This window comes from Pseudomonas sp. SDO55104_S430, assembly GCF_054070595.1.
Genome location: NZ_JBSVXG010000072.1, coordinates 1 through 12,874 on the forward strand (window position 1 = coordinate 1; position 12,874 = coordinate 12,874).

12 protein-coding genes are annotated in these 12,874 nt (G+C 60.5%); 6 read left to right on the forward strand and 6 right to left on the reverse strand.

Annotated features, from left to right (window positions below; all coding sequences use genetic code 11):
* Positions 1-102 precede the first annotated feature (102 nt).
* Positions 103-987, forward strand: a complete 885-nt coding sequence (locus ACW9JE_RS14825) for a LysR substrate-binding domain-containing protein (RefSeq protein WP_457433157.1) — start codon at positions 103-105, stop codon at positions 985-987.
* On the opposite strand, the gene ACW9JE_RS14830 is transcribed toward ACW9JE_RS14825, so the two are convergent.
* Positions 928-2,367: an amino acid permease gene (locus tag ACW9JE_RS14830; protein ID WP_457433158.1), complete on the reverse strand. Its 1,440-nt coding sequence runs from the start codon at positions 2,365-2,367 to the stop codon at positions 928-930. The genes ACW9JE_RS14825 and ACW9JE_RS14830 overlap by 60 nt on opposite strands.
* Positions 2,368-2,496: 129 nt before the next feature.
* Positions 2,497-3,747: a kynureninase gene (kynU, locus tag ACW9JE_RS14835; RefSeq protein ID WP_457433159.1), complete on the reverse strand. Its 1,251-nt coding sequence runs from the start codon at positions 3,745-3,747 to the stop codon at positions 2,497-2,499.
* Positions 3,748-3,925: 178 nt separating this feature from the next.
* On the opposite strand from kynU, the gene ACW9JE_RS14840 reads away from it, so the two are divergent.
* On the forward strand, positions 3,926-4,399 hold the full coding sequence (locus ACW9JE_RS14840) for an Lrp/AsnC family transcriptional regulator (RefSeq protein WP_224539208.1): 474 nt from the start codon (positions 3,926-3,928) through the stop codon (positions 4,397-4,399).
* Between the two features lie 202 nt (positions 4,400-4,601).
* Positions 4,602-6,005: an amino acid permease gene (locus ACW9JE_RS14845; protein WP_457433161.1), complete on the forward strand. Its 1,404-nt coding sequence runs from the start codon at positions 4,602-4,604 to the stop codon at positions 6,003-6,005.
* Between the two features lie 57 nt (positions 6,006-6,062).
* Here ACW9JE_RS14845 and kynA read toward each other — a convergent pair whose 3' ends face one another.
* Complete coding sequence (gene kynA, locus ACW9JE_RS14850; RefSeq protein WP_224539203.1) at positions 6,063-6,917, reverse strand: tryptophan 2,3-dioxygenase; 855 nt, start codon at positions 6,915-6,917, stop codon at positions 6,063-6,065.
* Positions 6,914-7,573, reverse strand: a complete 660-nt coding sequence (gene kynB / locus ACW9JE_RS14855) for an arylformamidase (protein ID WP_224539202.1) — start codon at positions 7,571-7,573, stop codon at positions 6,914-6,916. Before kynB ends, kynA begins: the two co-directional genes overlap by 4 nt.
* Before the next feature lie 263 nt (positions 7,574-7,836).
* On the opposite strand from kynB, the gene ACW9JE_RS14860 reads away from it, so the two are divergent.
* The 3 genes from ACW9JE_RS14860 (at position 7,837) to gbdR (ending at position 11,245) form a co-directional block, all read left to right on the forward strand.
* The gene (locus ACW9JE_RS14860; RefSeq protein ID WP_110966221.1) at positions 7,837-8,187 is read left to right on the forward strand and encodes a cupin domain-containing protein; all 351 of its coding nucleotides are present in this window, start codon (positions 7,837-7,839) and stop codon (positions 8,185-8,187) included.
* Between the two features lie 461 nt (positions 8,188-8,648).
* A complete protein-coding gene (gene gabP / locus ACW9JE_RS14865; RefSeq protein ID WP_457433162.1) occupies positions 8,649-10,049 on the forward strand; it encodes a GABA permease in 1,401 nt (466 codons plus the stop codon).
* Positions 10,050-10,144: 95 nt separating this feature from the next.
* Positions 10,145-11,245, forward strand: a complete 1,101-nt coding sequence (gene gbdR, locus ACW9JE_RS14870; RefSeq protein ID WP_457433163.1) for a choline metabolism transcriptional regulator GbdR — start codon at positions 10,145-10,147, stop codon at positions 11,243-11,245.
* Here gbdR and ACW9JE_RS14875 read toward each other — a convergent pair.
* Positions 11,233-11,769 (reverse strand): cytochrome b, encoded by a 537-nt coding sequence (locus ACW9JE_RS14875; protein WP_457433164.1) that lies wholly within the window; start codon positions 11,767-11,769, stop codon positions 11,233-11,235. The two genes, gbdR and ACW9JE_RS14875, sit on opposite strands and share 13 nt — an antisense overlap.
* Before the next feature lie 210 nt (positions 11,770-11,979).
* Positions 11,980-12,867, reverse strand: coding sequence for a 3-hydroxyisobutyrate dehydrogenase (gene mmsB / locus ACW9JE_RS14880; RefSeq protein ID WP_457433165.1), 888 nt, complete (start codon positions 12,865-12,867; stop codon positions 11,980-11,982).
* Positions 12,868-12,874: the final 7 nt, after the last annotated feature.

A 12,874-nucleotide genomic window follows, 5' to 3' on the forward strand; every position in this document is an offset into this window, starting at 1 on the left:
GGATTTGTGTCGTGCGCTAATTGTGTGAACAACCCAAAACCTTGTGGGAGCGGGCTTGCCCGCGAAGAGGCCCTCACAGACACCACAACTTCCAAGGCCCCCATGCACTTCGACCTCACCGACCTGCGCCTCTACCTGCACATCCTCGACACCGGCAACATCACCGCCGGCGCGGCGCGCAGTCATCTGTCCCTGGCAGCGGCCAGCGCACGAATCCGGGCGATGGAATCTTCATTGGGCGTTGATTTCCTAGAACGCGGCCGCCGTGGAGTCACGCCGACACCCGCAGGAAAAGCCCTGGCGCAACACGCAAGACTGCTGCTGCAACAGGCCGAACGCATGCAGCAAGAGCTGGCCGAATATGCCAAGGGCGTCAAAGGTCAGGTCCGCCTGCTCTGCAACACCACGGCAATCGCCGAACACCTGCCGGAACTGTTGGCGGACTTCCTCTGCCGTCATCCGAACCTCGACATCGACCTGCAGGAAATGCCCAGCCTGCGCATCGTCCACGCCCTGCGCCAGGGTGCGGCGGATCTGGGCATCGTCTCCGATGCCGTCGACACCCACGAACTGCAAATCCTGCCCTTCCGTGACGATCCGCTCGCCCTGATCATGCCCCCCGACCACCCGCTGGCCGCAGACACGGCACCGCGCTTCGCCGATACCCTGCGCCACGACTACGTCGGGCTGGCCGCCGACAGCGCCTTGGCGGTGTACCTCGAAGAACAGGCCCTGCACGCCGGCGCTCGCCTGCAAATCCGCATCCGCGCCGAAGGCTTCGACGGCGTGATGCGCATGGTCGCTCACGGCGCTGGCCTTGGCATCGTGCCGGCCGCAGCCCTGCAGCGATACACCGCCAATCAGGCGCTGAAAAGCTTCATCCTTGAAGAGCCTTGGGCACAGCGCAAACTGCTGCTGTGCGCCCGTTCATTCACCGGCCTGCCCGGCTACGCCAGAACCCTGCTCGACGCCCTGCGCGCCGATTGAACCCGGTTTGCCCTTGCGGAAAAACAGGCCGTAAACACAACTCAGCAACAGCAGAAACGGCACGCCGAACACCAGGGTCATCTTGAAGTCGGCAGTGAAGTAAGTGGTGATCATCACCGCCCCCATCAGCAGCAGGCCCAGCCAGGTGGTGTAGGGAAACAGGCGCATGCGGAACGACAGTTTGCGCTCGCCGTGGCGCTGGTGATAACGCCGGAAGCAGTAGTGCGTCAGGAAGATCATGAACCAGGTGAAGATGGCGCCGAACATGGAAATCGCCATCATCAGGGTGAACGAACTTTCCGGGTACAGGATGTTGAGCAGGGTCGCCAAAGCGATGCCCGAACTGGACAGCAACAGTGCGTTCAGCGGAATCCCCGACGGGCTCAACTTGCCCATGGCCTTGGGCGCGTAGCCGCCACGGGACAGGCTGAACATCATGCGCGTGGTGATGTACAACTGGCTGTTCATCGCCGACAGCGCCGCAATCAGGATCACGAAGTTCATCACCCCGGTCGCACCGGGAATGCCGATGGCCTGCATCACCGTGACGAACGGGCTCTGGGTCTGGCCGGAGCGGTCCCACGGCACGATCGCCAACATCAGCGCAAGGGTCAGCAGGTAGAACACCACCAGCCGCACGATGGTCCCGCGAAAGGCTTTCTTCACCGCCTGTTCCGGGTCCTTGGCTTCACCGGCCGCCACCGCGATCATCTCCACGCTCAGGTAGCTGAAGATCGACACGATCACCGCGATCCACATGCCCTGCACGCCATTGGGAAAAAAACCGCCATGGGCGGTGTAGTTGTGCACGCCGTATTCGGGGTTGGCGGAGCCGAACACCAGGTAGACCGCCAGAATGATGAAGCCAACGATGGCGCCGATCTTGATGGTCGAGAACCAGTACTCGAAGGTGCCGAAGGTCTTCACGCTGATGGCGTTGAGCGCGATCAGCACACTGGAGAACGACAGGATCCACACCCACTCCGGCACGTTGGCGAACCAGTACTTCATGTACATCGCCACCGCCGTCACCTCGGTGCCGACCGCCAGCACGATGGCCGCCCAATAGGCATAGCGCACCAAAAAACCCGCCAGCGGGCTGATATAGAACTCGGCATAGGCGCCGAACGAGCCCGAGGTCGAATGGGCCACGGTCATTTCCGCCAGGCAGCCCATCAGCAGCAGGGTGATGATCGCGCCGATGGCGTAGCTGACCAGCACGCTGGGGCCTGCATAACCGATGGCGTAGGCGCTGCCCATGAACAGGCCGGTGCCGATCGCGCCGCCGATGGCGATCATGCTCATCTGCCCCGACGTCAGCTGACGCCGCAAGCCGTTTTCACGGTTGGATATCGTTTCAAAACCAGAGTTTTCGGTCATTTCTATGGCCTTTGGATTTTGTCTTTCTTGAAGGGCACGTTGTTGTTTTTTACCGATGAACAGCAGGACCGATCAGCGCACAAACGAATGCCGCCGGGAATAACCCCGGCGGCACGTACGCATGATCGATCAGGTGACGCTGTGGCGAACCTGGAACTGCGCTTGCGCCCAGGTCTTCTGGTCGAGAATTTCGCCGAGGATCTGCACCGCGTCCCAGACCTCGGTGAAGCTCGTGTACAGCGGAGTGAAGCCGAAGCGCATGATCCGCGGTTCGCGGTAGTCGCCGATCACGCCGCGGGCGATCAGGGCCTGGATCACCGCGTAGCCTTCGGGGTGTTCGAAGCTGACATGGCTGCCGCGCTTCGCATGTTCGCGTGGCGTGACCAGGGTCAGTTCATGGCCGGCGCAGCGCTGCTCGACCAGTTCGATGAACAGATCGGTCAGGGCCAGGGATTTGCGGCGCAGGCTGGCGATGTCGGTCTGGGCGAAGACATCCAGGCCGCACTCGACCATCGCCAGTGACGTGATCGGCTGGGTGCCGCACAGATAACGGGCGATGCCCTTGCTCGGCTCGTAACGGGACTCCATGGCGAACTGTCGCGAATGGCCGAACCAGCCGGACAACGGCTGCGGCACCAGATCGCACAGTTGCGGCGAGACCCAGACGAACGCCTGGGAGCCGGGGCCGCCATTGAGGTATTTGTAGGTGCAGCCGATGGCGTAGTCGGCACCCGCCTGATGCAGGTCCACCGGCACCGCGCCGGCGGAGTGCGCCAGGTCCCAGATGGTCAGCGCGCCGCACTCGTGGGTCAGCTCGGTCAGGGCCTGCATGTCGTGCATGTAGCCGGTCTTGTAGTTGACGTGGGTGAGCATCACCACTGCCGTGTCCTGGTCGATTGCCCGGGGCAGTTCTTCGGGACTGTCCACCAGACGCAGGCTGTAGCCCTGCTGCAGCATCTCGGCCAGGCCTTCGGCGATGTACAGGTCGGTGGGGAAGTTGCTGCTCTCGGTGACGATCACCCGGCGCGTCGGCGAACGGCTTGCCTGCACGCGCAGTGCGGCGCTGAGCACCTTGAACAGGTTGATCGAGGTGGTATCGGTGATCACCACTTCGCCGTCACCGGCGCCGATCAGGCCGGCCAGGCGGTTGCCCAGGCGCTCGCTCAGATCGCGCCAGCCGGCGGTGTTCCAGCTACGAATCAGGCCGTTGCCCCACTCTTCGGCGATCACCGCCTGAGCCCGTGCCAGCGCCGCGACAGGTCGCGCGCCCAAGGAGTTGCCATCGAGATAAATCACGCCTTCAGGCAGCGCGAACTGTTGGCGCAATGGCGCCAGGGCGTCCTGGGCATCGAGGGCCAGGCAATCGTTTCTTGTTGTCATGGTGAATCCTGTTTCGGTCAGGTCGTGAAAATTGGCAGGCGCGACGCAGAACGCCTTTATCTGTGAAAAGATAATGAACGAAGCATTGAAGAATTTTCGTGCAAAGTGCGCAGCCATCGCGTAGTTATCTCGCAGAAAATTCGACTCACCCGCCAATAACCGTGGATTTATTTCAATCATGAATCTCGACGCGACAGACCTGCGAATCCTGCATCAACTGCAACAGGATGGACGTATCAGCAATCAGGAACTGGCGGAGAAAGTCGCCCTCTCGCCGTCGGCCTGCCTGCGCCGCCTGCGCCTCCTGGAAAGCGAGGGCGTGATCACCGGCTATCGCGCAGTGCTGAATGCCGAGCAACTGGGCATCGAACTGGAAGCCATCGTCCATGTATCGCTGCGACAAGACGTCGAGGACTGGCACGAGACCTTCATCAAGAAGGTCCAGTCCTGGCCGGAAGTGACCACCGCCTACGTGATCACCGGGGCGAGCAACTATGTGCTGCGAATCCAGGCCCGCAACCTCAAGCACTTCTCCGATTTCATCGTCAACCACCTCAACCGCACGGCGGGCGTGACCGATATTCGTTCGGAAATCGTTTTGCAGAAGATCAAGGAGCGGGAGGAGTTGCTGGATCTGGTGATCCGCAAATAAAACCTGCCAACACAAAACCCTGTGGGAGCGTGGCTTGCCCGCGAAAGCGTCAGCTCAGCCAACCTCAATGGCGACTGACACACCGCCTTCGCGGGCAAGCCTCGCTCCCACAATTTCTGCAAATGTGTATCGAAAAGGCCACTAAGAGTAAGATCTCCCCTTTCAAAAACAGCCTGACTACAAAAATTCAGAAGGGAACGCGATGGCGGACGAAATGTTGCAAACCGGCACACTCAAGCGGGGGTTGAAGAATCGGCATATTCAACTGATCGCATTGGGTGGAGCCATTGGTACCGGGTTGTTCCTGGGTTCTGCCGGGGTACTGAAGTCCGCCGGTCCATCGATGATCCTCGGCTATGCAATCGCCGGTTTCATCGCTTTCCTGATCATGCGCCAGCTGGGCGAGATGATCGTCGAGGAGCCGGTCGCCGGTTCCTTCAGTCACTTTGCCCACAACTACTGGGGCAGCTTTGCCGGCTTTCTGTCGGGCTGGAACTACTGGGTGTTGTATGTGCTGGTGGGCATGGCCGAGCTGACGGCGGTCGGCAAGTACATCCAGTTCTGGTGGCCCGAGGTCCCGACCTGGGTCAGCGCCGCGGTGTTCTTCGTGCTGGTCAACCTGATCAACACCCTGAACGTGAAGATCTTCGGCGAGATGGAATTCTGGTTCGCGATCATCAAGGTCGTGGCGATCATCGGCATGATCGCCCTGGGCTGCTACATGCTGTTCAGCGGCACCGGCGGCCCGCAAGCCTCTGTGAGCAACCTGTGGAGCCATAACGGCTTCTTCCCCAACGGCTACAGCGGCCTGCTGATGTCGATGGCCTTCATCATGTTCGCCTTCGGTGGCCTGGAACTGGTCGGCATCACCGCCGCCGAAGCCAGCGAACCGCGCAAAGTCATTCCCAAAGCCATCAACCAGGTGGTTTACCGGGTGCTGATTTTCTACGTCGGCGCACTGACCGTGCTGCTGTCGCTGTACCCATGGGACCAACTGCTGCAGACCCTGGGCGCTTCCGGCGATGCCTACGGTGGCAGTCCGTTCGTGCAGATCTTCTCGCTGATCGGCAGCGACACCGCCGCACAGATCCTCAACTTCGTCGTGCTCACCGCGGCCTTGTCGGTCTACAACAGCGGCGTCTACTGCAACAGCCGCATGCTGTTCGGCCTGGCTGAACAGGGCGATGCGCCCAAGGCGCTGATGAAGCTGAACAAGCAAGGCGTGCCGTTGCTGGCACTGGGCGTATCGGCGCTGGTCACCATGCTGGTGGTGCTGGTCAACTACGTGGCGCCGCACGAAGCACTGGAGTTGCTGTTCGCCCTGGTGGTCGCGTCCCTGATGATCAACTGGGCACTGATCAGCCTGACGCACCTGAAGTTCCGCAAGGCCATGGCCGAGCGCGGCGTGGTGCCGGGCTTCAAGGCGTTCTGGTCGCCGTACACCAACTACCTGTGCCTGGCGTTCATGGCCGTGATCATCTACGTGATGTGGATGATTCCCGGCATTCGCGCCTCGGTGATCGCCGTTCCGATCTGGATCGCGGTCATCTACGTGTTCTACCGGATCCGCATGGCCCGGCATCGCGACCTGCCAGTCGCGCAGTAATCGCACAGTAAAAAGCCCCGGTATTCAGTGAATGCCGGGGCTTTTTTGTGTGCGCTGTCAGAGAGTCGAACGAAGCCGCCATAGCTCAGGGAACAGCACGGTATCGAGCATCTTGCGCAGATAGCCCACCCCTTCCGTGCCACCGGTGCCCGGCTGGAAACCGATGATCCGCTCAACCGTGGTCACATGGCGAAAACGCCACTGGCGGAATGAGTCTTCCAGATCGATGAATTTTTCCGCCAATTGATACAGGTCCCAGTAACGCGAAGGGTTGGTGTAGACCTCACGCCAGGCGGCTTCCACCGAGCTGTCATGCGCCGTCGGCTGCGACGGATCACGCTGAAAACGCTGCGGATCAATCTCAAGGCCGGCACTCACCAGCAGGCGAATCGCTTCGTCGTACAGCGAAGGCGTGGCGATTTCCTTTTCCAACTCCGCCAGCAATTCCGGACGATGGGCATGGGGCTGCAGCAGGGTCGCGCTCTTGTTGCCGAGGATGAATTCGATCTCCCGGTACTGGAACGACTGGAAGCCCGAGGACTGCCCCAGGAACGGCCGGATCGAGTGGTACTCGGTGGGCGTCATGGTCGCCAGCACGGTCCAGGCATGCACCAGCTGGTCGAAGATCCGCGACACCCGCGCCAACATTTTGAACGCCGGCGGCAACTCGCCCAGACGCACATGCTCGCGGGCAGCCTTGAGCTCATGCAGCATCAGCTTCATCCACAACTCGGAGGTCTGGTGCTGAATGATGAACAGCATCTCGTTGTGATCCGGCGACAAGGGGTGCTGGGCCGTGAGGATGCGCCCCAGGTCCAGGTAGTCGCCGTAGCTCATCGAATCGGAAAAATTCAGCTCAGCGTTATGCCAACCCTCAGGCGGGGTGGCAGAAGAATAAGGGCATTGGCTCATTGGGAAGCTTCCTCGGGTTGAGGCGAATTCAGTGGACGCAGGATGGCCCTCACCGGGCTGGCGTCGAGATGGGCAAAACGCAGCGGCAGAGCGATCAGTTCGTAATCCCCTTCCGGGACTTCATCCAGCACGATGCCCTCCAGAATGGCCATGCCGTGACGCGCCACCGCATTGTGCGAGTCCATGGTTTTCGATTGCTGCGGGTCCAGCGAGGGCGTGTCGATGCCGACCAGGCGCACGCCATGGCTTGCCAGCAGCTCGATGGTTTCCTTGGCGATTGCCGTGAAATCCGGATCCCAGTTGCTCAGCGGCACCTGACGATAGGTGCGCAAAAGAACCCGCTCGGGCAGGTTTTCCAGCTTTCCTGCGAGCTGTTCGGGCTGGACCAGCGCGCCGCTGTCCAGGCAATGCAGGACGCGGCATGGCCCGATATAGACATCCAGCGGCACCTCGCCAATGGCGGCGCCATCAGGGCTGTAGTGCAGCGGCGCGTCGACGTGGGCGCCAGTGTGGGGCGACAGGGTAATGCGCCCGACATTCACCGGGCATTCGGGGCCGTAGGTCCAGACGCGCTCTTCCTGAAACGGCGTATCCCCGGGCCAGGTCGGTGTGGTGGTACTCAAAGGCGGGCTGATGTCCCACATTGTTTTTTTCATTGCAGCGCTTTCCGGAATTTCCCGAGGTAAATGATACGAGTGATGTCTGTATAGATTCTTGCAAAGATCACCGGCATCCGCCTTCCATGTCGCAAAAAATGCGAGAAATTCGACGATGCCGCGCAGGAAATTTCAACAGAACCCGTGAGCCGTCATTGCGCTTCTGGATAGCCCGATGTCGAGCACAGACAACTCAGGCCCCGGCAAGCCCGTCAGGATGGGCGCTTGCAACTTTATCCATCCATGCCCGGCCCGGAGTCATCATGACCGCTAATTCACCGATCACCGTACTTCGCGACACCCATCCGCTGCCCGTCCTCGACGCCTGCAAGTGGGAAAAACTCGAAGGCGATCCGCACACCGTCAACCTCAACGCCTACACCAGCGAAGACGGCAACAAGATCATGGGCACCTGGATCTGCACGCCGGGCAAGTGGTACGTGGAATACGTGAAATGGGAATACTGCGACTTCCGCGAGGGCTACTGCATCATCACCCCTGAAGGCAAAGAGCCGATCCACCTGCGTGCCGGCGACATCTTCGTCATCGAGCCGGGCATGAAAGGCACCTGGGAAGTGGTGGAAACCGTGCGCAAGTATTTCGTCTTCGCCTGATCCCGCAACAAAACGACACCCGGTTACAAAAGCGACATCTGCCGCTCGAGTGGTTATTCAGGTAACGACTCGATGCGGCACACCTCCCCCGTTACGCCTCTGCCTCTCCTGCCCCACACTTGAAACGCCCGTACCAAACGCCTCGCCGCAGTTTTGCCCGATCCCTGGAAAAACCCGACAATCGCTTTTTGCCACCCAGTGACCAATTGGTTTTCTTTGTGAACGCAAAGCCTGCCTGTGTCGATTTCAGACACCAAGGTGGCGTAATCAGGAAACTCGATTGTCGGACAAGCCGGGTAAGGTGGCGCTGCTTTTCACCGATATAACCACATCACGAAGGTGGGTTTGACTGGAGCGGCCGCGTCTGGAGGGCGCCGCGTTCAGAAAGGGCATCAGGCAACCGTGACCATCACTTGCCCCCCATCAGCACGTTTCAATGTCGCTCTCAGAGAAAAAAAATAATGATCAGCCCGAGCTCCAAGGATTCGAACGGCCAATTGGCGCAGGGCTTCAAGCCTCGTCACGTCACCATGTTGTCTATCGCCGGGATCATCGGCGCCGGATTGTTCGTAGGCTCCGGGCATGCCATTGCGGCGGCCGGCCCGGCGGTATTGCTGGCTTATCTGTTCTCGGGACTGCTGGTGGTTCTGGTCATGCGCATGCTCGGTGAAATGGCGGTGGCCCATCCCGACACCGGTTCGTTTTCCACCTACGCCGACCAGGCCATCGGTCGCTGGGCGGGCTTCACCATCGGCTGGCTCTACTGGTGGTTCTGGGTGCTGGTGATTCCCATCGAGGCACTCGCCGCCGGCCATGTGCTCAACCAGTGGTTCCCGCAGATCGATGCCTGGCTGTTCGCCCTGGTGTCGATCATCGTGCTGGTGATCACCAACCTGTTCAGTGTCGCCAAATATGGTGAGTTCGAATTCTGGTTCGCCATGGCCAAGGTCGTGGCGATCATTGGTTTCATCGGCGTGGGTTTCGCGGTGTTGATGGGCTGGATTCCCGATCGGCAGGTCAGCGGCTTGAGCGGGCTGATGGCCGAACACGGCGGCTTCGCACCCAATGGCTTGTCGGCCGTGGTGGGCGCCTTCATCACCATCATGTTCAGTTTCATCGGCACCGAGGCTGTGACCATCGCCGCCGCCGAATCCGACAACCCGTCGCAGAACATCGCCAAGGCCACCCGCTCGGTGATCTGGCGCATTGGTGTGTTCTACCTGTTGTCGATCTTCGTGGTCATCTCCGTGGTGCCTTGGAACGATCCGCTGCTGGCCGAAGTGGGCTCCTACCAGCGTGCGCTGGAAATCATGAACATCCCCCACGCCAAATTCATGGTCGACGTGGTGGTGCTGATCGCCGTGGCCAGTTGCATGAACTCCTCGATCTACATCGCCTCGCGCATGCTCTACTCGCTGGGCCGTCGAGGCGATGCGCCGAAGGTGCTGAAAGTGACCTCGTCCGAAGGCGTACCACGGGCAGCGGTGATCGCCAGCAGCGTATTGGGTGCGGGCATCACCGTGTGGAGCTATTTCATGCCCGCCGGCCTGTTCGAATTCCTGCTGGCCAGTTCCGGTGCAATCGCCTTGCTGGTGTACCTCGCCATTGCGGTGTCGCAGTTGCGCATGCGCCGGATGCTGCGTCGACAGAACGTCGAACTGACCTTTCGCATGTGGCTGTTTCCATGGCTGACGTGGTTGGTGATCGTGTTCATTTGCGCGGCGCTGACGGTGATGATGATTTCCCCGCAACACCGCACTGAAGTGAGCACGACCATCGGCCTGGCGCTGGTGATTTCCTTCATCGGTCTGATCACCTCGCGGCAATCCGCGCAGCCTGCAAGGGCGACCTCCGTGGGATAACTCGATAGAGATCCCGGCTCCACACACCAGAGGCACGGCGCTACCTTGCGACCGTGCCTCTGGCCGTCATTGCTCCATCCGAGGTCATGACCACGATGTCATCCAGGTCCACCCTGCCCGACGCCAAACCAACCCAGGTCGTCGGTTTCCTTTTGCTCAATCAATTCACCCTGATCTCCCTGGCATCCGCCGTGGAGCCTTTGCGCATGGCCAATCAATTGTCGGGGCAGGAGCTGTATCGCTGGCATACGTTCAGCCCCGGAGGTCAGCAAGTCTGGGCCAGTGACGGCGTGCCGATCACCCCGGATGCTTCCTGGGACGCTCCCTGGGTGGCGGATACGGTGATCGTCTGTGGCGGCGTCGGCATACAGAGCGTGGTCACTCGCGAGCACATCTCCTGGCTCAAGGCCCTGGCGCGCCAATCCCGGCGCCTGGGCGGCATCTGCACCGGCAGCTGGGCGCTGGCCAAAGCCGGTCTGCTCGACGGTTACGAATGCAGCGTGCATTGGGAGTTTCTGGCGGCGATGCAGGAAGCGTTTCCGCGGGTCAGCATGAGCGCGAGCCTGTTCACCCTCGACCGCAACCGCTTCACCAGTTCCGGTGGAACCGCGCCCATGGACATGATGCTGCACCTGATCGGCCGCGATCATGGTCGTGAGTTGTCGGCGGCGATTTCGGAGATGTTCGTCTACGAGCGCATCCGCAACGAACAGGACCATCAGCGCGTGCCGCTCAAGCATGTACTGGGCACCCATCAGCCCAAGCTGCAGGAAATCGTCGCGTTGATGGAGGCCAACCTCGAGGAGCCGATCGACCTGGATAACCTGGCCGATTACGTGGAGTTGTCGCGTCGACAGCTGGAGAGACTGTTCCAGAAATACCTGAACTGCACACCGTCGCGGTACTACTTGCGATTGCGCCTGATCCGCGCACGGCAGTTGCTCAAGCAAACGTCGATGTCGCTCATTGAACTGGCGACGGTCTGCGGGTTTGTGTCCACACCGCACTTTTCCAAATGCTATCGCGAGTACTTCGGCATGCCGCCCAGCGATGAGCGGGCGGGATCGGAAATGAGCCGCAAGCCGGCGACACCGGTGGTTGCACAACAGCCATCGACCAGGCCGGTGACAGTGCTGGATCAGGCCAGAAATGAGTCAACGTTTGCCAGCGTGCGGATGAGTGATCATTCCCGGTAGCGGTCATTCTTCTGAATCGACATGTTTTTCAGAACCCGTCGACCGCACAACTCATGCTTGATCACCGCGCCCACGTGGACCGCTACCAGGATCAATAGAACCACGCAGGATTGAATGTGTACTCGCATGAACCATGCAGTGACACTCGGGTCGCTCAGCGGTGCCTCGAAGAACAGAATATCGAACACATTGATCGGGCGATCCATCATCAGCACGCCGGTCAACAGGACGACAGCCAATACGAGATACATGGCCTTGTGGACACAGAGCGCCGTGTATTCGGGAAGCGAGCGCTTCCTCAGGGGCAATGAGAGATCGTGAAGGAAGGAGCAATAAAGCCTGAGGATGAAGATCGGGATGTAGAGGGAAGTCAGCGAAACATTGAGAAACGCCACCCAATCCTTGGTTTCAGGTTCGACCTCAACGACAGCCACGTAGAAGCCGGATAACAGCGTCCAGATGATCACCATAGCCGACAACCAATGCAGCACCACCTGGCGTGGCGAATAAACCGAAGAACTCACCTGTCACAGACTCCCGCTTTCAAAAGCGCGAATCCTAGTGCGGGTAATTTGGGATTTCTGTACGAAGATTCCGAAAAAACAGTGAGTTACCCAGTCCAGCTGTTAGGTGATGTTTCTGACTGAAAAAGCGAAAGATCGCAGCCTTCGGCAGCGATCTTTTCAAGAATAAAAAACCGAGGACCCGCCCGACGCGGATCCCCGGAAACAGCCTTACTCAGGCTTGCGATAGCTGTTGATGATCGCCGAGAAGTCGTTGCCGCCCTCTCCACGCAAACTCATCGCCTGGTACAACTGCTGGGCCACCGCACCGAGAACGACCGGCTGGTGTGCCTGTCGCGCTGCTTCAGTGGCCAGGCCCAGGTCCTTGAGCATCAGCTCGGTACCGAAACCGCCGGTGTAGCCGCGAGAGGCTGGCGCCGTTTCGACGATGCCCGGCCATGGGTTGTACATCTCCGAACTCCAGCAACGACCAGTGGAGCTGTTGATGATGCCCGCCAGCACCTTGGTGTCGATGCCCAGGGCATCGCCCAGCGCCATGGCTTCGCTGACGCCGACCATGGAAATGCCCAACAGCAGGTTGTTGCAGATTTTAGCGATTTGCCCGGTGCCGACCTCACCACAATGGACGATGTTGCGGCCCATGTGCGCCAGTACCGGTTGCAGGGTGGCGAACAGTTCCGCGGTACCGCCGACCATGAAGGTCAGCGTGCCCGCCGCCGCGCCGCCGGTGCCGCCGGAGACCGGTGCATCGGCCATGGCCACGCCCTGTTTGGCAGCAGCGGCGGCCACGTCACGGGCGGTCTGTGGATCGATGGTGCTGCAATCCACCGCCGGCACACCCTTGCCGATACCGGCAAGTACGCCGTCTTCACCCAGCCAGACGCTGCGCACATGCACTGCGGCCGGCAGCATGGTGATCACCAGTTCCGCACCCTGCGCTGCTTCGCGGGCCGAGGCGCTGATGCTGCCGCCCAGTTGCTCCAGCTCCGCCAGCACGGTTTTGTTCAGGTCCACCATGCGCAGCGAATGGCCGGCCTTGATCAGGTTGCGCGCCATCGGCGCGCCCATGTTGCCCAGACCGATAAAAGCGATTTTCATGCCTGGC